This window comes from Streptomyces sp. NPDC017979 (assembly GCF_044328175.1).
Classification (GTDB): domain Bacteria; phylum Actinomycetota; class Actinomycetes; order Streptomycetales; family Streptomycetaceae; genus Streptomyces.
Genome location: NZ_JBIRGU010000004.1, coordinates 136,920 through 159,810, shown reverse-complemented (window position 1 = coordinate 159,810; position 22,891 = coordinate 136,920). Strand labels below are relative to the sequence as shown.

Annotated in this window: 16 protein-coding genes and 1 pseudogene; 8 read left to right on the top strand and 9 right to left on the bottom strand. The window is 74.5% G+C overall.

Translation table 11 applies throughout. From position 1 onward, the window contains the following. Window positions 1-41: 41 nt before the first annotated feature. The 3 genes from gap to ACH4E8_RS13620 form a co-directional block, all read right to left on the bottom strand. Window positions 42-1,040 carry a type I glyceraldehyde-3-phosphate dehydrogenase gene (gene gap / locus ACH4E8_RS13630; RefSeq protein ID WP_398447569.1) on the bottom strand — a complete coding sequence of 333 codons (999 nt, stop codon included), beginning with the start codon at window positions 1,038-1,040 and terminating at the stop codon, window positions 42-44. Window positions 1,041-1,154: 114 nt separating this feature from the next. Then, window positions 1,155-2,111: a GlxA family transcriptional regulator gene (locus ACH4E8_RS13625; RefSeq protein WP_398447567.1), complete on the bottom strand. Its 957-nt coding sequence runs from the start codon at window positions 2,109-2,111 to the stop codon at window positions 1,155-1,157. A 52-nt stretch (window positions 2,112-2,163) separates the two neighbouring features. Beyond that, a complete protein-coding gene (locus tag ACH4E8_RS13620) occupies window positions 2,164-3,150 on the bottom strand; it encodes a CorA family divalent cation transporter (RefSeq protein WP_398447565.1) in 987 nt (328 codons plus the stop codon). A gap of 208 nt (window positions 3,151-3,358) precedes the next feature. Between ACH4E8_RS13620 and ACH4E8_RS13615 the strand changes: the two genes are divergently transcribed. Then, window positions 3,359-3,511 carry a hypothetical protein gene (locus tag ACH4E8_RS13615; RefSeq protein ID WP_398447563.1) on the top strand — a complete coding sequence of 51 codons (153 nt, stop codon included), beginning with the start codon at window positions 3,359-3,361 and terminating at the stop codon, window positions 3,509-3,511. Here the strand turns inward: ACH4E8_RS13615 and ACH4E8_RS13610 are convergent. Both ACH4E8_RS13610 and ACH4E8_RS13605 read right to left on the bottom strand, forming a co-directional pair. Beyond that, the gene (locus ACH4E8_RS13610) at window positions 3,508-5,964 is read right to left on the bottom strand and encodes an FtsX-like permease family protein (RefSeq protein WP_398447561.1); all 2,457 of its coding nucleotides are present in this window, start codon (window positions 5,962-5,964) and stop codon (window positions 3,508-3,510) included. The two genes, ACH4E8_RS13615 and ACH4E8_RS13610, sit on opposite strands and share 4 nt — an antisense overlap. Next, on the bottom strand, window positions 5,958-6,695 hold the full coding sequence (locus ACH4E8_RS13605) for an ABC transporter ATP-binding protein (RefSeq protein ID WP_398447560.1): 738 nt from the start codon (window positions 6,693-6,695) through the stop codon (window positions 5,958-5,960). The genes ACH4E8_RS13610 and ACH4E8_RS13605 overlap by 7 nt, the downstream gene beginning before the upstream one ends. A 185-nt stretch (window positions 6,696-6,880) precedes the next feature. Here ACH4E8_RS13605 and ACH4E8_RS13600 point away from each other — a divergent pair. The 3 genes and pseudogenes from ACH4E8_RS13600 to ACH4E8_RS13590 all read left to right on the top strand — a co-directional run bounded on the left by ACH4E8_RS13600 (window position 6,881) and on the right by ACH4E8_RS13590 (window position 10,087). Further along, a pseudogene (locus ACH4E8_RS13600) lies at window positions 6,881-8,180 on the top strand (sensor histidine kinase). Continuing rightward, window positions 8,144-8,812, top strand: a complete 669-nt coding sequence (locus ACH4E8_RS13595; RefSeq protein WP_398447558.1) for a response regulator — start codon at window positions 8,144-8,146, stop codon at window positions 8,810-8,812. Before ACH4E8_RS13600 ends, ACH4E8_RS13595 begins: the two are co-directional and overlap by 37 nt. A 360-nt stretch (window positions 8,813-9,172) precedes the next feature. Beyond that, the gene (locus ACH4E8_RS13590) at window positions 9,173-10,087 is read left to right on the top strand and encodes an LLM class flavin-dependent oxidoreductase (RefSeq protein ID WP_398447556.1); all 915 of its coding nucleotides are present in this window, start codon (window positions 9,173-9,175) and stop codon (window positions 10,085-10,087) included. A gap of 45 nt (window positions 10,088-10,132) precedes the next feature. On the opposite strand, the gene ACH4E8_RS13585 is transcribed toward ACH4E8_RS13590, so the two are convergent. After that, on the bottom strand, window positions 10,133-11,011 hold the full coding sequence (locus tag ACH4E8_RS13585) for a hypothetical protein (RefSeq protein ID WP_398447554.1): 879 nt from the start codon (window positions 11,009-11,011) through the stop codon (window positions 10,133-10,135). Window positions 11,012-11,769: 758 nt separating this feature from the next. Here ACH4E8_RS13585 and ACH4E8_RS13580 point away from each other — a divergent pair. Continuing rightward, the gene (locus tag ACH4E8_RS13580; protein ID WP_398447552.1) at window positions 11,770-12,354 is read left to right on the top strand and encodes a hypothetical protein; all 585 of its coding nucleotides are present in this window, start codon (window positions 11,770-11,772) and stop codon (window positions 12,352-12,354) included. Here the strand turns inward: ACH4E8_RS13580 and ACH4E8_RS13575 are convergent. Continuing rightward, window positions 12,326-15,970: a trypsin-like peptidase domain-containing protein gene (locus ACH4E8_RS13575; RefSeq protein WP_398447550.1), complete on the bottom strand. Its 3,645-nt coding sequence runs from the start codon at window positions 15,968-15,970 to the stop codon at window positions 12,326-12,328. The genes ACH4E8_RS13580 and ACH4E8_RS13575 overlap by 29 nt on opposite strands. Before the next feature lie 75 nt (window positions 15,971-16,045). Next, window positions 16,046-16,348, bottom strand: a complete 303-nt coding sequence (locus ACH4E8_RS13570; RefSeq protein WP_398447548.1) for a trypco2 family protein — start codon at window positions 16,346-16,348, stop codon at window positions 16,046-16,048. Between the two features lie 578 nt (window positions 16,349-16,926). Between ACH4E8_RS13570 and ACH4E8_RS13565 the strand changes: the two genes are divergently transcribed. Further along, the gene (locus tag ACH4E8_RS13565; protein ID WP_398448293.1) at window positions 16,927-20,139 is read left to right on the top strand and encodes an amidohydrolase family protein; all 3,213 of its coding nucleotides are present in this window, start codon (window positions 16,927-16,929) and stop codon (window positions 20,137-20,139) included. 54 nt (window positions 20,140-20,193) lie between these two features. On the opposite strand, the gene ACH4E8_RS13560 is transcribed toward ACH4E8_RS13565, so the two are convergent. Beyond that, complete coding sequence (locus tag ACH4E8_RS13560) at window positions 20,194-20,682, bottom strand: hypothetical protein (RefSeq protein WP_398447546.1); 489 nt, start codon at window positions 20,680-20,682, stop codon at window positions 20,194-20,196. A gap of 134 nt (window positions 20,683-20,816) precedes the next feature. On the opposite strand from ACH4E8_RS13560, the gene ACH4E8_RS13555 reads away from it, so the two are divergent. Together ACH4E8_RS13555 and ACH4E8_RS13550 are read left to right on the top strand one after the other, a co-directional pair. Further along, window positions 20,817-21,305, top strand: coding sequence for a MarR family winged helix-turn-helix transcriptional regulator (locus tag ACH4E8_RS13555; protein ID WP_398447544.1), 489 nt, complete (start codon window positions 20,817-20,819; stop codon window positions 21,303-21,305). Then, complete coding sequence (locus ACH4E8_RS13550; RefSeq protein ID WP_398447542.1) at window positions 21,302-22,594, top strand: MFS transporter; 1,293 nt, start codon at window positions 21,302-21,304, stop codon at window positions 22,592-22,594. The genes ACH4E8_RS13555 and ACH4E8_RS13550 overlap by 4 nt, the downstream gene beginning before the upstream one ends. The last annotated feature ends 297 nt before the right edge of the window (window positions 22,595-22,891 follow it).

Sequence of the window (22,891 nt, the reverse complement as noted above, 5' to 3'; positions counted from 1 at the left end):
GCTTTCCCCGGAGGCGTCCGCGACGGTGCGAGCGGTCCGGCTCAGCCGCGGGCGAGCAGGTCCAGGGTGTCGATCACCCGGTTGGAGAAGCCCCACTCGTTGTCGTACCAGGCGACCACCTTGACGTGCCGGCCCTCGACCCGGGTCAGGGCCGAGTCGAAGATTGAGGAGGCCGGGTTGCCGACGATGTCGGACGACACCAGCGGGTCCTCCGAGTACTCCAGGACCCCGGCGAGCGGACCCTGCGCCGCCGTGCGGTACGCCGCGAGCACCTCGTCGCGCGTCACGTCTCGGGCGACCGTCGTGTTCAGCTCGACGATCGAACCGACCGGCACCGGGACCCGGATCGAGTCGCCCGACAGCTTGCCGTCGAGGTTCGGCAGGACGTGTCCGATCGCCTTGGCCGCGCCCGTCGTCGTCGGCACGATGTTGACCCCGGCGGCGCGCGCCCGGCGCGGGTCGCGGTGCGGCCCGTCCTGGAGGTTCTGCTCCTGGGTGTAGGCGTGCACCGTGGTCATGAACCCGTGCTCGATGCCGGCGAGTTCGTCGAGGACCGCGGCGAGCGGGGCGAGCGCGTTGGTCGTGCAGGAGGCGTTGGAGACGATCCGGTGCGCGGCCGGGTCGTACGCGTCGGTGTTCACGCCGTACGCGAGGGTGACGTCCGCGCCGTCCGACGGGGCCCCGACGAGCACCTTCCCCGCACCCGCGTCGAGGTGGGCGCGGGCGGCCGTCGCCGCGGTGAAGCGACCGGTGGCCTCCAGCACGATGTCCACGCCGAGTTCGCCCCACGGCAGCTTCGCCGGCTCGCGCTCCGCGAGCACCTTGATGCGCCGGCCGTCGACCACGAGGACGTCGCCGTCGACGGAGACCGGCCGGCCCAGCCGGCCCGACGTGGAGTCGAAGGCGAGCAGCCGGGCGAGGGCGGTCGGCTCGGTCAGGTCGTTGACGGCGACGACCTCCAGCGCGCTGTCCCGTTCCAGCAGGGCGCGCAGCACATTGCGTCCGATGCGGCCGAATCCGTTGATGGCGATGCGAGTCATGTCGGTGTCCCTTCGGTTCCACCCCAGCCTCGCGCGCCGCCCGGATACCGGACAGCGGCATGATCGCCACGATCCGCAAGGATCGCGACACCCCGCCCGCGGCCCGCCGCCGCCCTACTCGCCGCCGGCGAAGGTGCGCCGGTACTCGCTCGGCGTCGTACCGAGGACGCGCTGGAAGTGCAGCCGCAGATTGGCGCCCGTGCCGAGGCCGACCTCGGCCGCGATCTGCTCGACGCCCAACTCCGAGCGCTCCAGCAACTCCCGCGCCCGGTCCACGCGGGCCCGCATCACCCACTGCATCGGCGTGTAACCGGTCTCCTTCACGAAGCGCCGCGAGAAGGTGCGCGCCGACACCGCCGCGTGCCGGGCGAGCACGTCGAGCCCGAGCGGTTCGCCGAGCCGGTGCAGCGCCCACTCGCGGGTGGCCGCGAACCGCTCGCCCTGCGGCTCCGGCACGCTGCGCGGCACGTACTGGGCCTGACCGCCGCTGCGGTAGGGCGCGGCGACCAGCCGGCGCGCCGCGTGGTTCGACGCGGCCACCCCCAGGTCGCGACGGAGCACGTGCAGGCACAGGTCGATGCCCGAGGCGGCGCCGGCGGAGGTCAGCACGCTGCCCTCGTCGACGAAGAGGACGTTCCCGTCGACCCTGATGCGCGGGTACTTCTCGGCGAGCGCCCGGGTGTAGTGCCAGTGCGTCGTGGCGCGCCGCCCGTCGAGCAGCCCGGTGGCGGCCAGCGCGAACGCCCCGGTCGAGATGGCGGCCAGCCGGGCGCCCCGGTCGTGCGCCGCGATCAGCGCCGCCACGACCGCGGGCGGCGGATCCTCCCGGTCCGGGAACCGGTAGCCGGGCACGAACACGAGGTCCGCCCAGGCCACCGCCTCCAGACCGTGCGCGACGTCGTAGGAAAGGCCGTCCCCGCCGGCGACGCGCCCGGGGACCGCGCCGCACACCCGCACCTCGTACGGCATGCTCGCGCGGGTCGTGAACACCTGCGCGGGGATGCCGACGTCCAGGGGTTTCGCTCCTTCGAGGACGAGGACGGCAACGCGGTGAAGGGAGGGTGGGCGCACGACCCCAAGGGTACGCAGCGCGGGCGGCGCCGCCGTTCCGGCGCGGGGGGCGTCAGTCCTCGTCCCGCAGCCGGCGCCAGACCCGGGTGCGGTGCAGCACGTAGAGCGAGCCGAACAGCACGGCGGTCTGCAGGCCCACGGCGAGGAACCAGAAGTCGTCCCTGGTCTCCAACTTGTCCGTGAGGAAGGTGAAGTTCATCCCGAAGAACCCGGACAGGAACGACAGCGGCAGGAAGATCACCGACACGATGGCCAGCCGGTTGATCACCCCGTTCTGCTCGCCCGCGACGAGGGACGAGTAACTGGCGAACGCGCGCCGCGCGGCGTCCTGGAGGCTCTCGATGGTCGTCAGCACGAGACGGGCCGCCTGTTGGAACTCGCGGGCGAGCCGTTGGCGCTCCCGCGGGAAGTCGGGCCCCATCAGCCTGCGGGTGATCACCTCGTCCACCACGTGGACGTAGGGCAGCAGCGAGTGGTGCAGCAGGGCGGCGCGCCGGCGCAGCTGCGCCAGCCGGTACACCTGCTCGGGGCGGCGCTGCTGGAACATCTCGTCCTCCAACTCCTCCACCTCCAACAGGGCCGCGACAGCCGCCTGCCGGAAGGTCGCCAGGGCCTCCTGAAGCATCAGGAAGAAGACGACCACGGAGTCATGGGGATGCTCCCGGGTCAGATGCCCCATGATGCGCTCGGCCAGGAACGCAGGGCCCCGGTGCGCGGTCACCAGGAAGCGGTCGTTGGCCAGCGCGTGGACGTGGACCACTCGCTCGTCGTGGACCACCGGCACGGCCAGGCAGAGCAGACCGCCCACCAGATCGGCCCGGACCGGCTCGTCCACGCGGCCGAACCAGGACATCTCATCCGTACCCAGCCCGAGCGCGTCGGCCAGGGACTCCGGCTCGGGCTCCGCCGCGCTCGCCGGCGTGCCCTCCTGCGCCAACGCGACGTCGACGAGCAGGAAGCGTGCTTCGTCGAGCCTGCGGCGGGCCTCCGCGAGGGTCACGTGCGCACTGCTCACCTCCGGCATCGAGACCGCCGTCACGATCACGAGCCCCTCACCGCCAGTTCCGCAGCCATGGCGCCGAGTCTCCGGTGGTGCGGGGCCCGCGCAGCCGCGGCCACCCGTACACGCCGGGCAACGACACCCGAAGGGATCAAGGCCGCCACCCGGTGCGAGGGGGCCGGGCCCGGATCGCCCGACGCAGGAATCAGGACACCTTCCGACCCATGCGGCGCCTACGGTTCCACCCGTGAAAGCGACCTCGCAGAGCCCCGCACCCCCACTCCCCGGCGAACGCGGCGAGCTGTTTCAAGTCCTCCCAGAGCAGCGGGAGTTGCTGCTGATCACCGGGCGCGGTCCGACCGACGCCCAGCCGGCGCAGCGCACCACCGCCCATCGCTAGGGCTCGCGCACGCCCGTCGACCGCGCCGCCGCGCGGCGCAGCAGGAGCCACGCGGGGGCGAGCGCCGACACTGCCGCGAGGGCCGCGCAGACGGCCACCACCGCGCTCATCGTTGCCCACGGGAGCCGGATCGACGTCCACACCGACAGCAGGCCCAGCGCGCCCCACATGCCCAGCAGGTTCACCCCGGCGACCAGCGCCCCGAGCACCGCGCCGACCGCCACCACCAACAACGCTTCGGCGCCCACCAGGCGCAGCACCTGCCACCGGGTGGCCCCGGCCAGCCGCAGCACGGTCAGGTCGCGGACCCGGTCGGAGGTCGCCATCACCGTGGTGTTGGCCAGCGAGACACCCGTGTACAGCAGGGCGATCCCGAGGACGAGGAAGAATCCCGTCCGGGTCGTCCGATCGCTCTCGGGGTACGTCGTCCGCACCCACTGCTCCGCGGTGTGGACCCGGCCGCCCGACGGGCCCGCCGCCGCCCGCAGCGCGGTGGCCACCGCGGCGGCGTCGGCGCCTTGCGACAGGCGTACGTCCACTCGGTCGACGGGCGCCGCGGGGGCGTTGCGCGGGGTGACGTAGGCGCCGTTGTCGCCGGTGCCCACGGGCATGACCGCGGCGATCCGCAGGGACCTCCTGGTGCCGTCGCCGAGCCACACGTCCACCCGCTCGCCCACGGCGTGCTGTTCCCACTCCTCGTTGACGACGATCGACCCGTCGTCGAGATCGGCCAACGACCCAGCGGTGAGCGGCAGTCGGGACGTCGCCGCCAGCAGTGCGGGGTCGGCGGCCCGGACGTCGGACCTGACGAGCGCCGTGCCCTCCTCCAGGACGTACACGGCGCTCGACGCGCTGGCGCACACCGCGGCGCCGGGGACCGCACGCAGCCGCTCCAGCGTCGCTTCGTCGAAGCCGCCGCCCGGGGCGTCCACCACGAGGTCCGCCGCCGTCCGCGCCCGCACCTCGGTCGCCCGCGCCTCGTCCAAGGTGGCCGTCGCCCCCAGCAGCGAGCCCGCCAGGGCGACCGTGACCAGCACCGGAGCCGCGACGGCCGCGGTGCGCCGCAGCCCGGCGGCGGCGTTCTCCCGGACGAGCATCCCGACGGCGCCCGGCAGCCGCGCCGGCGCCCACGCCAACAGCCGGGTCAACGGCCGCACCAGCGCCGGCGCGAGCAGCGCGACCCCGGTGATCAGCAGCATGGGCCGACTCACGTACGTCTTGCGGTGCAGCAACTCGCCCGGGTCCGCCACCAGGGCCAGGGCCAGCGTCACCGCGGCGGCCAGCAGCAAGGCCCCGCCCACGAACCAGCGGGCCCGCGTCATCGGCCCGGAGTCCACCGACGCCTCCCGCAGCGCCTGTACGGGACCGGTCCGCCCCGCCCGCCAGGACGCGGCCACCACCCCGCCGAGCGCCACCACCAGGCCGGTGCCGAAAGCCAAGGAGTACGGCCAGCGGTGTGCGCCGAGGGTGAACCAGCCGGGCGCCAGGTCCTGCGCCACCGCCCACGCGGCGAGCTCCGGCGCCGCCACCGAGCCCAGCGCACAGCCCGCGGCGGACGCCAGCACGCCGACCGCCAGCGCTTCGACGACGACCAGCCCGCGGACCTGGCCCGGAGTCGCCCCGACCGCCCGCAACAGACCGAACTCGCGGCGCCGTTGGGCCACCGCGAACGCGAACGTCGAAGCGACCACGAACACCGACACGAAGCCGCTGACGCCACCGGCCGTGCCGAACATCGCGTTCATCGCGGTCAGCGCCTCGGCGTCCCGGTCCGGGTCGGCGTCGGCGTACCGCCGCGCGTCCCCGGTCAACACCCGCACGCCCGGAGCGTCGCCCACCGCCGCGCGCACCGCCGCCGGGTCGGCGTCCACCACGAGCTGACGGCTGGGCGGCGACAACTCGGCCGCGCGGGCGTCGGTGTAGAACACCGCGTCCTCGAAGCCGAGCCCGGCGACGGTTCCCACGACGCGCACCGTGCCGCGGTCCGTCGCCACCGAGGTCCCCGGGTGGGCCCAGCCGCCGCTGACGACGACCTCGTCCGCGGCGCGCGGCGCCCGGCCCGCGTCGAGCGCGTACGGGGCGAACGAGGCCGTCGCCCAGGGGTGGCCCACCAGGCCGGCGGGGCCGCCCACGGCCCGCACGGCGAAGGACCGGTCCTCGACGACGACCCCCAGGCTCCGCAGCCGGGCGACCACCGCGCCCGGCACGGCGCGCGGCTGCGCCAACGCGTGACTACGGGTCCCGAGCGGGGTGGACACCTCAAGAACGTCCTGGCCCTTGACGACGACCGGCGCCGCGGCGAACCGCTCCGGGCCCCGCGCGGGCGCGTCCAGCGAGGACGCCAGGACCAGCCCCATGACGGCGATCAGCGCCACCCCCAGACCGAGGGCGACGAAGCTGCCGACGAAGGTGACCCAGCGGGCGCGCAGGGTGTGCAGGGCGCAGCTCAGCACGGCACGGCCTCCAGCGCGGCCAGCCCGCCCGCGACGTCCTCGGCGCCGGCGCCGACGAGTTCGCCGTGCACGCGGCCGTCGACGAGGAAGACGACGCGGTCGGCGTAGGACGCGGCGACCGGGTCGTGGGTGACCATGACGACGGTGCGCCCCTCGTCGTCGACCGCGCCGCGCAGCAACGCCAGGACCTCGCGGCCGGTCCGCGAGTCGAGCGCACCCGTCGGCTCGTCCGCGAACAGCACGTCGGGCCGGGTCATCAGGGCCCGCGCCAGGGCGACGCGCTGCTGTTGCCCGCCGGACAGCTCCGTCGGCCGGTGCCGTGCCCGGTCGCCGAGGCCGACCTGCGCCAGCACCGCACGCACCCGGGCCTTCTGCGGGCGGCGGCCCGCCAGCCGCAGCGGCAGCGCCACGTTCTGCTCGGCCGTCAGCGCCGGCAGGAGGTTGAACGCCTGGAAGACGAAGCCGATGCGTTCGCGGCGCAGCAGGGTGAGCCGCCGTTCGCTCAAGCCGGTCAGCTCGGTGCCGGCGATTGTGACCGAGCCCGACGTGGGCCGGTCCAGCCCCGCGGCGCACTGCAACAGAGTCGACTTGCCCGAACCGGACGGGCCCATCACGGCGTTGAACGAACCCCGGGGGAAGTCCAGCGACACCTGGTCGAGGGCGGTCACGGACGTGTCGGCAGTGCCGTACCTCCGGGTGATGCAGCGCAGTTGGATCACGTCGTCGCTCATGGGTCCCCACTCGGGTCTGGGACCGCGGGCCAGGGCCGCGGTCGGTGCAGGGCGTCCACGAAACTCCAACGGGGCGGGGCGACGCAGTGCGGCAGGACCGAGATCCGGGGGTATGGCCAGCCATACCCCACGGCGGGCCCTGGCCCGATGGCAGCCGGCCGGTGCCGCCGCCTACGGTGTTTTCCATGCACCCTGGGAACGTGTGGCAGGCACTGGCCCGACCCGGCTTCCTGCTGTCCGGGTGGCCTTGGCGCTCCGTCGGGTACCTGGCCACCGGAGCGGTCACCGGCGCCTTGACGCTGCTGGCGCTCGTGACGCTGGCGGCGGTCTGCGGGGTGCTCGCACTGACCGTGGTGGGGCTGCCCCTGTTGGCCGTGGTCGCGCTGAGCGGCGTCCCCGTGGCGGCGGCGGAGCGGCTGCGACTGCGGCTGGTCGACCGCGCCCCGGTGGTCGATCAGCACCGGCAGCCGGCCCTGCCGGGGCTGTGGGCCTGGCTCAGCACCCGGCTGCGGGAGCGGGCGACGTGGCGGGAGTTCGGGCACGCGCTGCTGTTCGCCGTGGTGCTGTGGCCGATCGACGCCCTGCTGCTCACCGCCGCCCTCTTCGTCCCGCTGTCCGTCGTCGCCACCCCGCTGCTGCTGGCCACCGTCGGCGACGGACGGGAGACCAAGGTGCTCAAGCAGTGGGTGGTCACCACCTGGCCGGGCGCGTTCGCCGCCGCCGCCATCGGGGTGTTCCTGCTGGCCGTCGGGGCGTACGCGCTGGGCGTCGCGGCGGGGGCCCGCGCCGGGCTGGCCCGGCTGCTGATAGCCCCCCCGCGAAGGCGAACTGGACGCCAAGGTGGTCGAACTGGCCCGCTCCCGCGTCCGGTTGGTCGACGCCTTCGAGGCGGAGCGGCGCCGCATCGAGCGCGATCTGCACGACGGTGCCCAACAACGCCTGGTGGGGCTGACGATGACGCTGGGCCTGGCCCGGCTCGACGCACCGCCGGGACCGCTCGCCGACCAACTCGCCAAGGCGCACGAGGAGGCCGGCAGGGCCCTCGCCGAACTGCGCGAACTGATCCGCGGCGTCCATCCCAAGATCCTTGCGGACTACGGACTCGAAGCCGCCGTCACCGACGCCGCGGAACGCTCCCCGGTCCCCGTCGACGTCGACCTCGACCTGCCGGGCCGGCCGCCCCAGGCGGTCGAGTCCGCCGCGTACTTCGTCGTCTGCGAGGCGTTGGCGAACGTCGCCAAGCACAGCGGGGCCGACCGGGCGCGGGTCCGCGGCGGCCACCGCGACGGTCGGCTCTTCCTCCAGGTGGGCGACGACGGCCGGGGCGGCGCCGACGCCGCCGCGGGCAGCGGGCTCACCGGCCTCGCGGACCGGGTGTCGGTGCTGGATGGCAGACTCTCCCTGTCCTCTCCACCGGGTGGACCGACCTTGCTACGTGTGGAGTTCCCGTGCGCGTTGACCGAAGCGGCCGACCGTTGCGGGTAGTCCTGGCGGAGGACGGCGTGCTGCTGCGGGAGGGCCTCATCGGCCTGCTGCACCGCTGCGGCAACGAGGTCGTCGCCGCCGTCGGGGACGCGCAGGCGCTGCTCACCGCGGTCGCCGAGCACGCCCCCGACGTCGTCGTGACGGACGTGCGGATGCCGCCCGGGTTCCAGTACGAAGGGCTGCACGCGGCGGTCCGGCTGCGCGAGGAGCGGCCCGCGCTGCCGGTCCTCGTCCTCAGCCAGTACGTCCAGCGGACCTACGCCGCCGAACTGCTGGACTCCGGCGACGGCACCGGCGTCGGCTACCTCCTGAAGGACCGGGTCGGCCAGGTGGAGGAGTTCGTCCACGCGTTGCACGAGGTGGCGGACGGCGGGACGGTGGTCGACCCCGAGGTGGTCCGCCAACTCCTGTGCCGCCGCCGGGACCCGCTGGAGCGGCTGAGCCCGCGCGAGCGGGAGGTGCTGGCGCTGATCGCGGAGGGCCGGTCGAACGGTGCGATCGCCAAGGAACTGGTGGTCTCCGAAGCAGCGATCGGCAAGCACATCGGCAGCATCTTCACCAAGCTGGACCTGCCCCCGGCCGACGAGACCCACCGCAGGGTGCTCGCCGTCCTCGCCTATCTGCGAGCCTGAGCAGCCCCCGCCCCGCTGACGAACGGGGGTTCAGGGGCGCTGAGATCCCCCTACGAGGCGGCGGAACTGCGCGAACGGCCCACCACCGGCCAGTGGGGGCCGAGGCTCCCGCAGGGGCACGGCGGCTTCGTCCAAGCGGCACGAGGGGGGGCGCGACTCACGCGCGCCGGCCGCCCCGAGCGCAGTCACGGGCACGGCTGGCGGGCGGGGCACCGCGGACACGACCCAGGGTGCGTCCGGATCCGTGTCCCCGGATCCGTGTCCCCGGATCCGGGAGAGCGCCGCACGAATCGGGTAGCCCTTTCCGACGCCGGCCCGCAGCCCTGAGCGCTCGCCGGCAACGACAGCGAGGAGCACACCTTGAGCAGCGACGTCATCCCCGCCGGCTCCGTCGGCCTGAACATCGACCCGTCCGCGGCCGACGCCGCCGCGGCCCACCGGCTCGCACACCTCGCCGACGAGGGCGGGGTGGACTTCGTCGGCGTCCAGGACCACCTGTACCACCCGGAGTTCCTGGACGCCTGGACCCTAATCACCGCCCTCGCGGCCCGGACCGAACGCCTGACGTTGATGCCGAACGTCGCCAACACCGTCCTGAGGGCCCCCGCGCCCCTGATCAAGGCGGCCCATTCGCTGAGCATCCTCACCGGCGGCCGGGTCGCCCTCGGGGTGGGCGCCGGGGCCGCGCCGCCGGCGACCGCCGCGTACGGCGGCCCCGAGCGCACCCCGGGGCAGGCCGTCACCGCCTTCGAGGAGGCCCTTCGGGTGATGCGCGCCATGAACGGGCCCGGCACGGACGCCGTCCGGTTCGACGGCGAGCACCACCACGTGCGCGGCGCCCGCCCCGGCCCCTTCGCCGAGCGGCCCGTGCCGCTCCTGGTCGGCGCGTACCGCCCCCGGATGCTGCGGATCACCGGCCGGCTGGGCGACGGCTGGCTGCCCTCCAACGGCTTCGCACCGCCGGAGACGATCGCCGCCATGCAGCGCGAGATCGACGCCGCTGCCGTGGCCGCGGGCCGCGACCCGCGCGAGGTGCGGCGCGTCTACAACGTGATGGGCACCATCACCGACGGCAGCGCCCCCGCCGCCGAGGGCCGTCGGCTGACCGGCCCGCCCGACTTCTGGGTGGAGACGCTGCTCCGCTACCGCGCCGACCTCGGCTTCGACTCGTTCCTCTTCTGGCCCGTCGACGCCGACCCCGAAGAGCAGGCCACCCGCTTCATCGTCGAGGTCGCACCCCGCGTCCGCATCGCAACCGGACAGGGCGGCTCCTGAGCTCGAACGTGTGGTGCCGGCCGGCCGTGATCAGCCCGGTTGCGGTCATCCCGCCTGGGACCGCGCCGGTGCGGACCGTAGACGGGTGATCTGGTCGCGGTTGAGGGCCCGCAGGGACAGGCGTTCCCCGGCCTCGGTGAGCACCGCGGCCCTGGCTTCCGCTGCGGCGTCGAACGCCGCCGGAGAGAAGTGGCCGCTGGCTTCGACGTGCCGTTCCCATTCGTCCTGCCAGAACTCCACCGTCCAGCCCGGCCACAACTCCGGCACCTGGTACGCCCGTGGCGAGGAGTAGAGGGACCACCAGCCCAGACGGCGGCGTTCCGGGTCGAGATGGATGCCGGCGTTGACGTGCAGGTGGCAGCGTCCGTGCTCGGGGGCGTCCGCCAGGCGGGCGAGCAGGGCGGTGCCCTCGCGGACGGGGTGGTCGAAGGCGTCAGAGGCGACGTGGCAGCGGCCGGTGCTGACCGTGATCACCACACCGCCCGGGTCGGGCCCGGCCAAGTCCTCGTCGTCGGGGGCGAGGAACGGGGCCAAGGAAGCGTCCGCATCGTGGCAGCGGACGTGGTCCGGGTCCAGCCCGACGTACTCACGCAGTTCGGCCGGACCGTCGTACAGCCAGCGGATCTCCCAGCCCGGCCACGCGGCTCGGATCAGCTCGAACATGGCCGCGCGGTGGCGGAGCTCGGTGCTGGGCCCCTCCCAGGCGAAGAACAGGAGCACCTTCCGGCCGAGGTCGAGCAGGATTCCACCCTGGGCCATGGCGTCGTCCAGCCACCAGCCGTCCTGGCGGAGGTCGGGAAGCATGGCGAGAACCGGCGTCGGCCCTTCCAGCAGGTCGAGGTCGATTCCGACCGCCCAGCCGGTCCGGTACAGCTCATGCGTGCCGTTCTCGCGGACCACGATGACGTTGGCTCTGTTTCCCATGGGGTCATGATGACCGAGGCGGGAAGCTGTCGGCCAACTGTTTCGGCGGCATCGAGGTTCCAGCGTCCGGAGGGTGCAGGCGTGCCGACAGGTTGGAGGCCGAGGTCGTGGCCGTGCCCCTCGGAGTGGTGCAGTGATCATGTTTGAACGCCCGCCCGGGATTACGGGACACCTCTTAGGCCCGGGCGCTGCTGGAACAACAGCCACGCGCCCTCTTCCGTGGCCGGTGTCCGAAATCCGTACGGCCCCGCGCGCCGCCCCCGGTTCGGGCCGGCTGCGGGGCCGCGGCAGTCCCGTACGGCATATGCGCCCGTCCGCCCGTGGAAAAGGGCCGCGGCCCGCGGGAAACGGACCTGGCACATCCACATGTCCGCGTACGGATGGGACTCCTGATGCCCACCGGATTTCCCGGAAAGCCCTTGCCGTGCCGCGTTCTGGACATTCGCCAAGTCCGGGTTGACGCTGGGGGCCGCAAGGCCGGAACATGAATCGCGCCACAGGGAAACACGACAATTCCCGGTGGGTGACCGGAACTGAGTCCGCCGCTTTCCTACAGGGCATGCGGTGTGCGCAGGTCGGGCCGACTGCGTAATTCCGGCCCAATTAACAGAAGTCATCAGGGGTTTCGCTCCTTCGGTGCGACCAAGGGGAAGGTCGCGTTCCCGTCCCACTGCGCCAAAGCCCCTTTTCTCGCGCCGCAGTGGTGAATCGAAGCAATGGCGAATCCACCCATGTCCTTTCGCGTGAAGGAGAGATCCATGGCCGTGAACCGAAGAACGTCCCTGTCCCGCTCCGCCGCCGCGGTCTTCGCCGTCGGCACGATGGCCGCGGGCACCCTCGCAGCGGGCGGCACCGCACAAGCCGCACCGGCCGCCTCCGGCAGCTCCGCAGGGCTGGCTCCCAGCGTCGCCGCCCAGCACACGTTCACCCTCCCCAAGGGCGTCACCAGCTATCGGACGGGCACCGGCGCGGCCCGGACCAGCATCGTGCGCACCCCGGCGCAGGCCCAGCTCAACATCAACTGCACCCTCACCGCGAGCAACCCCTTCCGCTACTGGGGCGGCCCCTACGGCGGTGGCGTGCAGGGCATCGCCAGCGTGAGCTGCACCGGGGCCGTGCAGCAGATCAGCGTCACCGTCGGCCTGTACCGGTACAACAGTTTGGTCAGCGTTCGGACCCGCTCCACGTACGGCAACACCATCGGCGGCGCGACCACGGAGTACCCGTACAGCGCCGGCCAGTACCAGACCGGCGCCGTCGGAACGGTCTACTTCCCCGCCGGCTACAACCCGCCGAGCGGAAGCTTCCCGCAGGTCAACAGCGCGGTCGTGACCATCCTTTAGCGTCCGTGCCCCGCTGCCGCGGCGGCGTCGGGGCCTCCCAGTGCGGCGGTGGTTCCCCGTGCCGGGCCAGCCAGTCCGCCGCCAGGCGTTCGGCGGGCTCGCGTCGGGGCGGATCGAGGTCCGGCAGGGCGAGCAGTTCCCGGACGACGCGGTACGCCTTGCGCAGCGCGCCGTGCGCGTCGAGCCAGGCCAGGGCGTAGTCCACCGCCCGGTCCCGGCACCGGGCGTCGAGCGCCGGATGGCGGAGCACCCCGGCGAAGAGGGAGTCGGACTTGGTGGACCGGTCGGTGGCCAGCCGGTCCAGGGCGATGTCGAGGCCGATGCGCGCCTGGTCGACGGGGAGGTCGGTGCGGGTGAGGAAGGAGGCGAGCACCGAGCGCTGCGGCTTGCCCTCGTGGCGGGCGAGCCAACCCAGGCTGACCTCGGCGACCGACTGCACCTGACGGGACGTCAACCCCGAGGTGAGGCTGAGCAGTACGGCCATCAGCGCGTGGTCCTCCGCACGGGCCGGCAGCGCCGCGCACCCGAGGTCGACCACCTGCCGGTACTGTTCCGGCGGCAGGTCGGGCACGCTCAGCAAGGGGGCGAAGAGCGCACCGAACGACTCGTGCTCCGGATGGTCGGCGAGCCAGACGAGCGCGTGCCCGACGGCGGAGTGCACCTGCTCACCGTCGAGTTGCGCGTGGTTGACGAGCAGCCGCAGGAGGACGGCCGGGGTCGCCGGCGCTTCGGGCGAGGCGTCGAGGTGCGCCAGGAGGGTGCCGGCGACCTCAGGGGCGTCCTCCTCGGTCAGCAGCGTGTGCAGCACCCGGGCGAGCGTCTGGGACTCCTCGGGCGTCTCGGCCACCCACTGCCGGGCGAAGGCGAGCAGCCGTGGACGCAACTCCCGCGGACAGTCCTCCAGGGCCAGCAGCGCCCGCAGCACCCGCCCCCTGCTGGAGTGCGTCCAGCTCTCCTCCAACCAGTCCAGCGCCCGGCGGACCAGCACCGCGCGGTCCGCGCCCGGTGCGTCGCCGATCTCCAGCAGCACGCTCAGCGTCGGCCCGATGTTCGGGTCCGCGCGCACGTCGGCGCGCAGCCAGCCGAGCACCCGCGCCACGAACGCCCGACGCGTCGCCGGCTCGACGCCCGGGCGCTGCAAGAAGGCGCGGGCCACCGACGCGACCTTGACGGAGCGGTACGGGGTGAGCCACGCCACCACGCCGGCGGCGACCCGCTCCCACCGCTCCTCGGGGTGCTCCGCGCCGAGCAGCCGCTTCCACAGGAGTGGGGTGTGGCGCCAAGAGGGCCGGGCCAGGACCCAGTCGAGCGCGGCTTCGACCACCAGGTCCGCCGTGCGTGCGGAGAGGTCGGGGCGCTCCAACAGGGCCAGCAGCAGGTGCTCGGTGTCGGTCTGTCCGCCCCGGCGCACCAGCCAGCCGACCGCCGCTTCGACCAGCCGCGGGGGAGGGGCGTCCATGCTGTGCAGCGCCGCGGTCAGGAACGGCCGCGCCGTGTGGTCGGCCTCGGCGCGGGCGAGCCAGGGCGCGACGAGCGCGTCCCACGTGGCGGGGCCGAACCCCCGCCACGGCCCGCTCGTCACCATCGCGAGCAGCGCCTGACCGCCGTCCTCGCCCGTGTCCGCCAGCAACTGCCCGAGCTGCTCCGCCCGGGCCGTCAACCACTCCCCGCAGAAGCGCTCCAAGGCGGCGCTGCGGTGGCCGGGGCCATGGGCCGTCAGATCGGCCCCGATCCGCCGCAGATGGCCCGTGAACACGGAGAACGTGTGCGCGTGCCGGGCCAGCGCGGTGAACAGCGCCCCGGCGGTGGCGGTGTCCGTGCTCCACCCGGGCGGGGGCATCAGCGAGTGCAGGAGGAGTTCGTCGGTGACGATGTCGTGCACGGCGATCACCCGGTCGCCGACCTCGTCCAACCACCCGAGGGACAGCAACGTGTCGACGACCCGTCGCCCGTCGAACGGCACGGACGGGCCGACGGCGGAGCCGGTGAGGACCGCGAGGAAGTCGTCCACGGTGCGCTCCACCGTCCGCCGCGGCTGGGGGCTCGCCGCGACGGCGACGGTGAAGGCGAGCTGCCCCACGTCCGGGGCGGCGAAGGACAAGGGGGAGCCGCCCGGGTCGGCGTCCGTGGTGAGCGCATCGCGCCGGATGCCCTCGCGCAGCCAGTCCAGCAGCTCACCGGGCCGCACCCCGGCCGCCGTCGCCGGGGAGCGACGGGCCAGGCCCTGTTCCTCGATCGCCCGCGCGATCAGCAGCGCCGTCACCGGCCGCCGCCCGCAGAGCCGGGTCAGGGCCGCGTCGCCCCAACGGCGCACCGTCTCGGGCGCCGCGCACCGCACCACCTGGGCGATGACCGCGGACTGGTGCGCCCAGTCCTCCCGTACGAACACCTCGTCGAAGACGAGGGAGCTGCCGCGGCGCTGCACCGTGCGCAGGGACCCGGGACGCACCGACGCCAGGCACGCCAACTCCACGCCGCGCCGCTGCGCCTGCGGAAGCAGCTCGTCGGCGAGGGCCCGCAGGTCCACCTGCGGGCAGGCGTCCAGGTAGTCCATCACCAGCAGGACCCGGCGGTGGCCCCCGGCGAGCGCGGCGGCCGCCACGTCGTCGACGGTCACCGCGCTGTCGGACTGCACGTGCAGCACGTGCCACCCGGCGCGCACCGCCCGCTGCGCCACCTCGAAGCAGGTCCGCGTCTTGCCCGAGCCGGCCGGTCCGATCAGGAGCGCGCCGCGCGCGCCGGGGATCCCCAGCCGGGCGAACAGCCGGTCCGGGTGGGACGCGTGGTCCGCTCCCGGGTGGACGAACGGCAGCCGCTCCTGGTCGAGGTAGCTGCGTCGCCCCAGCAGACCGCGCACGACGTCGGCGTGGGTGCGTATCCGACCGCGGCCGACGGGTACGGGTGTGTGCGCCGACGCCGGCAGGTGGTCCAGCGGCACCCGTGCCACCGCGTGCTCGGCGAGCAGCCGGGCGAGGTCGGGGTCGCGGTCGAGCCGGGCGAAGCCGGTCGCGGTCAAACTGGCCGCCCCGGACGGCACGTGATGACTCGTGCACACGCCGACGAGGACGCCGTCGGGTGCGACGACGCCCGCGCCCGACACGCCCTGCCACGGGGAGCCGTCCGCCTGGCGCGGGGCGGGGCTGCTGAGCGACAGCTCCATCTCCTCGCTCCCGAGGAAGGAGCCGAGCAGGATCTCCCCGGTCAGCTGACGCGTGGTCGGCACCTGCCGGCGCGCGGCGTGGTCGGGGAAGCCGACGGCGACGAACGGCACCGCGCCCACGGCGTCCGGGAGGACGCCCCACCGCGCGGGGGCGACGGCGGGCCCGTCCGCGCCGAGGACCAGCAGCGCCAGGTCCACGTCCGGCTCCCGGTGCCGCACCACGGCGGCGACGGGCAGCCGTTCGCCGGGGAGCCCCGGCAGCCGCACCTCGTAGCGGGCGCCGGGGCCCTCGCCGTCGGGGGGCGCGGGGAAGCCGTGACCGGCGCAGACCACCAGGCGCGGGGCCAGGAGCCAGCCGGACGCGCTGAACCGGGGAGCGCCGTCGACGTCGCGACGGACGACCATCGCCACCCGCTCCAGGGCCCGTTCCCCGTAGTCGGAACTCAGCTCGGACACGGCGAAGGACCCGGCTGCGGGCCGGAACGGGTGCTCGACGGGCGGCGCCCCTCGTGGGCCGACTCAGCCACGGCGTCAGTCCTCCAGGACGGCCCCGTGCGCCGACCCCGTCAGTACCGGAGTGCCGTCGGAGGTCTCGGCGGTCAGCTCCAACGACACCGTGTGCGCGGTGGAGGCGTCCTCGCTCGCGCCGGCACCGGCGGACAGCACCCAGAACTTCACCCCGCCCTGCGCCTCCTTCGACGTGGTCACCGCCACCTGGACGTCCAACCGCACCGACTGCACCCGAAACCGGATCGGCTGTCCTTCGCCGTCCGCCACGGCCTGCGCCAACTCGCCCCGGAGCGCCTTGATGGTCTGCGCGAGCCCGATCTCCACCCGTCCCCCTCTTTCCGGCCCTGCCCGCCTCGACCCGGTGCGTACGACCGCGCGGCGGGAACGGCCCCCTGATCACCGGACCATCGTAAAGGTCGACCGCCGAACGCCGGGCGCCCGTTCTGCCGGGTGAGGGAAGGCGTGCTGTGCTGGTTCGCCCTCCCGCTGTGGGCCCGGGCCCACCACGTGCTGCCGGAGGACGGCGGTCGGCGCGCCGATCCCCGCCAAGGGGTGTCCCGTAGGTCTGCGGCCGCTGCGTTTGCGGGGCGGTGGCGCGGTTTCCCGCGGGTGCGTTGGTCCCTGCGGCCAGCCGTCCACCGGGCCGCAGGGACCAGCGCACCCCGCAGGGAAACGGCGGCTCCGTCCAGAGGCACCAGGGCGAGCCCGGCCTGACCGCGGCAGTCGGCGCGTCCATGAACGGTGGGTGAATGACGCGCCCATGGTGCTGCTGTGGCCGCTGGGGACGAGCCATGCTGTCTCGGATCCGGGTCGCGGTGACGCCCGTCGGCCCGGGAGCGCTCCACCCCGGCCGGGTCCGCCACTGACCGGGTTCACCTCTGACGAGGAGAGTGACCATGCGCATGGAACACGACACCGGCAGCAACGCCCTGTCCCGCCGCGGACTGCTCGCCGGCGCGGGCACCGTCGGCGCCGCGCTCGCCGCCGGTTCCGCCGTCGCGGCGATCCCCGCCTCCGCCAGCGCCGCCGAAGTCCGACCCGCCAGGACGCGGCGGCTGGTGCTCACCGCCGCCACCAACGGCTCCGCGAGCCCGTCGCCCACCGGGGGAGGGCTGATCGCCGAAGTGCAGAGCGTGCTGTGGTCGGTGCCGCCCGACGGCGGCAAGGCCGTGCCGCTGACACCGGCCGGGCTGGAGCCCAACCGCCCCGTGCACTCCCCGGACGGCCGGTCGGTCGCCTTCGCCGCGTACCGGGGCGGCGGCTTCCACCTGTGGACCGTACGGACCGACGGCTCGGGACTCACCCGCCGCACCGAAGGGCCCTTCGACGACCGGGGCCCGGCCTGGTCGCCCGACGGCACCCGCATCGCCTTCGCGTCCGAGCGCGGCGGCGACCCGGTCACCGGCAGCCCGTACCGCATCCACGTCCTGGACCTGCGCAGCGGAAGGGTCACCCGGCTCACCGGACTGCCCGGCCAGGACGGGCCGCACCAAGGCGGCGCCTGGGAGGACTTCGACCCCACCTGGTCGCCGGACGGGCGGCGGATCTGGTTCGTCCGGGCCCGGGGCGCCACCACGGCCACCGGCGTCACCCTGGACGCGCGCACCGTCGCCTCGGTCCCCGCCGACGCGCCCGGTCCCGTCGTCGTCGAGCACACCGAGACCACGGCCGGGCAGATCGTCGCCCCGACGCTCGCCCCGGGCCGCGGCACCGACGGCCCGCGCCTGGCCTATCTGCGCACCACGCCGCAGCCCGCGGGCTCGTGCACCCTCGTGGTCGCGGGGCGGCCGGTCGCGGTGGCCGGGGACGTCGCGCCCGTACCCCCGCGCTGGACGGCCGCGGGGGAGCTGCTGCTCACCGTGGACGGCCAGTTCACCTTCCTGCGGCCGACGGAGCCCGAGCGCCCGCGGACCATCCCGTTCGCGGGCGTGCTGCCCGTCGCCCGGCCCGCGTACCGGACCAAGAAGTACGACCTGGGCGAGGCGAGGACGCGACCGGTGCGCGGGATCCACCTGCCGGCGCTCTCGCCCGACGGCCGGCAGGTCGCCTTCGCCGCGCTGGGCGCGCTCTGGCTCGGCCGCACCTCGGGCGGCCCGCCGACGAAGCTCCGTCAATCGCCCGCCGGCCGCTACCTCCTGGGGCCGGTGTGGGCGCGCGACGGCCGCTCCCTGCTGTACGCCGACGACCGCGACGGACTCCTCGGGATCTACCGGCGCGACCTGGCCACCGGCGCCGAACGCGCCCTCGCCACCGGCGGCCGGCTCTTCCCGGCCCTCTCGCCCGACGGGACGCGCCTCGCCTGCCTCGACACCACCGGCCGGCTGCTGGTGCGGGACCTCGCGACCGGCGCCGAACGCGTCGTCGCCGACCCCCTGGGCGGCGGCGGGCTGCCCGGCCGGCCCAGTTGGTCACCCGACGGACGCCACATCGCGCTCTGCGACCGCAACCGGCTGAACCTCCGCTTCCGCGAGGGGTACAACCTCGTCCGGGTCGTCGACACCGCGGACGGCACGCACCGGCTGCACGCCGTCGCACCCCACACCTCGGTCTCCGACCGGTACGACTCCGGCCCCGTCTGGTCCCCCGACGGCCGGTGGATGGCCGTCGTCGTCGAATCCGCGCTCGCCCTGCTGCCGGTGACGCCCGACGGCACCCCGCGAGGCCCGCTGCGCACCCTGACCACCGAACCCGCCGACAACCCGTCCTGGTCCGGGGACTCCACCACCCTGCTCTACCTCTCCGGCAGCCGACTGCGGCTGATCGGCGTCGACGGCGGCGCCGCACGGACCGTGCGCCTGCCGCTGGACCGGCGCCGGGCCGCCCTCACCGACACGGTCGTCCACGCCGGGCAACTGTGGGACGGCACCGGCGACACCGTGCGGGAGGACGTCGACGTGCTCGTACGAGGCGGGCGCATCGCCGCGGTCGAACCGCACCGGGCCGGCCGCCGCACCGGCTTCGACCCGATCGACGCCTCCGGACGGACCGTCCTGCCCGGGCTGTGGGACGCCCACACCCACCCCTGGACGAGCTACGGCGCACGCCAAGGCGCGGCCCAACTCGCGTACGGCATCACCACCGCGGTCTCCTTCGGCGGCGTCGCCCACGAGCAGGCACGGCTGCGGGAGGCCGTGGCGTCCGGGCAGCTCGCCGGCCCCCGGTTGCTGACCACCGGCGAACTCCTCGACGGCACCCGCGTCGCCTACAGCATGGGCCGCGCCCACCGCACCCCCGAGGCGCTGCGCCGGACCCTGGAGCGCGGCGCCGCCCTCGACTGGGACCTCGTCAAGACCTACGTACGGGCCCCGGGCTGGATCATGGAGGAGGCCGCGCGCTTCGCCCAGGAACGGCTCGGAGTGCGCACCGGCAGCCATCTGCTCAGCCCCGGAATCCAACTCGGGCACGATCTGACCACGCACCTCCAGGCCACCCAACGCGGCGAGGTCGGACGCGCGGTGACCGCGACCGGGCGCGCCTACGACGACGTGTTCTCGATCTACGGCGGACGCGGCGGGCGCCTCTCGCTCGTCGCCACGCCCTTCACCGCCACGCCCCTGCTGGGTGCCGACCCGGCGCTCGCGGACGACCCCCGGGTGACCGCGGTCATGCCGCCCTGGGACGTCGCGACGGCGCGCAAGGCGGCGGCCGCGCCGCCGACGGCCGACCAACTCGGCGCGCTCGACCGGGAGATCGGCGTCTACCGGCAGGTGCTCGCCGACGGCGGACTGGTCGCCCTCGGCACGGACGCGCCGATCGCCCTGGTCGGCCTCGCCCTGCACCTGGGGCTGCGGGCCCTGCACCGCGGCGGGCTCTCCCCGGCGGAGGCCCTGCGCACCGTCACCGTGCTGCCCGCCCGCCTGTTGGGGGCGGAGGCGGACCTCGGCACCGTGCAGCGGGGCAAGGTCGCCGACCTGACCGTGGTGGACGGCGATCCGTTCACCGACTTCGACTCCCTGGTGCGCACGGCCGCGGTGGTCCGCGGCGGCACCCCCTACGCCGTCCCGGACCTCGTCGCCTCCTGGGCGGACGTGCGCCGGGGCGCGGCGGGCGAGGACGAGGAGCACTGGCGGGAGGTGGGGCGGCTGATGCGGCGGGACGCCTGCTGCGGCCCGTGAGGAGTGCCGTCGAGCGGCCGGGTGGGAACGCTCCCGCCCGGCCGCCCGCGCAGGTCAGTCCCGCCGCTGGGCGGGAGGCGCCCCGAAGGTCAGCGACCCGAGGTCGCCGGCGACCTGTACCACCGGGCCGTGCTGCACGCCCCCGCTGATGGTGTTGTGCACCTCTTGCCCGGGCCCGCGGGCCGCCTCGGGCGCGAACTCGGCGAGCACCGCGCGCAGTTCTGCCGCCGCGGTCGGGTCGGCCGCGAGCGCGTGCCGCAGCCGGTCGCGCCACTGGGCCTCGACGTCGACCGCGGTTTGCTCGTCACCGGCCTGCACGGCCAGGGAGAGCGCTCCGCGCGAGGTCTCCAACTCGCCCTCGATCAGGTCGGCGCCCTGCGCGGTCCCCGCGTCTTGCGTCTGTCCTTCCTCGTCCCCCTCGGCGCCCCCGCGCGAGAAGAACGACACGAGGCGGTCGCGGGCCTGCACCCACGATTCCGCCACCATCTGCTGGACGAGCGCGGTTGCACCTGCGGCCGCGAGCGCCATCAACTCCGCCTCCACCGGACCCCCTTGGTCACGCCCCCCGAGCGACGAACGGGCCCATCACCCTACCGTCCGTAGCGGGTCCGTCGCAGCGGGGCGGCGCGATCGCACTGGTCGCCCGATAGATCTCGCAGCGCTGTTATATTAGCGCTGTGACATCTTCCGATCCCACCGTTCTGCCCGACCCCTGGCAGTCCCTGCACCAACTGCTCGCCCACCTGGACGCCGAGATCGAGCAGATCTATCGCGCCCGCGGCATCGAAGGGGTGCGTCCGCGGTTCGCGTATCCGCTCATCCGGCTCGCGCACACCGGGCCGCTGACCATCCGCGCACTCGCCGGCTCCCTGGACCGTTCGCACTCCGCGGTCAGCCAGACCGTCGCCGCGATGCGCAAGGAAGGGCTGGTCACCTCCGAGCCGGGGCCGGGTGACGCCCGTACGCGCCTGATCGACCTGACCGAACGGGGGCGGGCGCTCGTGCCGTTCCTGGAGGCCGAGTGGCGGGCCACCCACGCGACCGTCGCCGAACTCGACGCCGAGGTCCCGCACGCACTGACCGGGGTCGTCGAAGAGTTGCGCAGCGCACTGGAGCGCCGGCCCATGCAGCAGCGGATCCTCGACCACCTCGAAGAGCCGAAGTGAGCAGGCGGATACGGCTCCTCGACCTCCGCCCGCTGCGCGGCAGCCGCCCCTTCCGTGACCTGTGGATCGGGACCTCGGCCTCGCAACTCGGCGCGCAGATCACCACCGTGGCGGTGCTGGCGCAGGTTTGGGAGCTGACCGGCAGCCCGGTGGGCACCGGTGCCATCGGGCTCGCCGTCGGAGTGCCGATGATGGTGTTCGGGCTGGTCGGCGGCGCGCTGGCGGACGCCGTCGACCGCCGTGCGGTGGTCCGGGCGACCACCGTCGGCCAATTGCTGGTCGCCGCCGGGCTCTGCGCACAGGCGGCGACGGACAACCGCAACGTCCTGGTGCTGTTCGCCCTCGTCGCCCTGAGCAGCACGTGCAGCGGGCTCGGCGCGGCGGCCCGGCGCACCTTCCCCGTCCGGCTGTTGCCGGCCGATCAAGTCGCCGCCGGAATCGCGCTGTCGAACGTCTCCTTCCAGGCGGCCATGCTCGTCGGGCCGGCACTGGCCGGGGTGATCATCGCCCACTGGGGCTTCTCCGCCGCCTACGCCGCACAGGCCGGGGCCGTCGCGCTCGCGGTGCTCTCGCTGCTCCGGCTGCCGGCCATGCGCCCGGAAGGAGCCGGCGGCGACGAAGCGCACAGCCGGCGGCGGCCGGAGCGCGGCGGCTGGCGAATCCTGCGCACCAAACCGACGCTGTGGGGATCGCTGGCGACCGATCTGTCCGCGACCCTGCTCGCCATGCCGATCGCGCTCTTCCCCCTCGTCAACGAAGTCCGCTTCGACGGCGATCCGCAGACCCTCGGCCTGTTCCTGACGGCCGTCGCGGTCGGCGGCATCACGGCCGGGCTGTTCTCCGGCACGGTCACCCGCTGGCACCGCGCCGGCGCGGTCCAATTGACCGCGGCCGGCGTCTGGGGCCTGGCGCTCGCCGGCTTCGGTCTCGCCGCACCGCTGTGGCTGGCGCTCGGCTGCCTCGCCGTCGCCGGCGCCGCGGACACGGTCTCGGTGATCACCCGCGGCGCGCTGGTCCAGTTGGAGACCCCCGACGCCTACCGGGGGCGGGTTTCCTCGGCGGAACACGTCATCGGCGTCGCGGGCCCCGAGCTGGGCAACTTCCGCGGCGGCCTGCTGGCGTCGGTCACCTCCGCCCCCTTCGCCCTGGTGACCGGTGGACTGTCCGCCGCGCTCGCCGTCGCCTTGGTGGCCGCCGCCAACAAGCCCCTGCGGGCCTACCGCACGCCGTCCGATGAGGCGTCACCGGCCGTGCCCGACCAGACAGTTCCCGCCGCGACCTCGCCCTGACGGTCGAACACGGCCGCGGTTTCCCTGCGGGTGCGTTGGTTGCCACCGGCCGTCTGTGGCTTGTCGCGCAGTTCCGCCCCCTCGGCCCCAGGGGTGCTAGGGACCCCCAGCACCCCTGACAACCCCGCCGTAGCGCTGCGGGCAGCATTGGCTTCTACCGGCCGTCTGTGGCTTGTCGCGGCGGTGCCCCCCCCCCGCCCCCCGGGGGGGGGGGGGGGGCCCGGGGGGGACCCCCCCCCAAGGGGCGGGGGGAGCCGCGGTTCCGCCCACGAAACGGGGCGAGGGGCGGACGGCGCA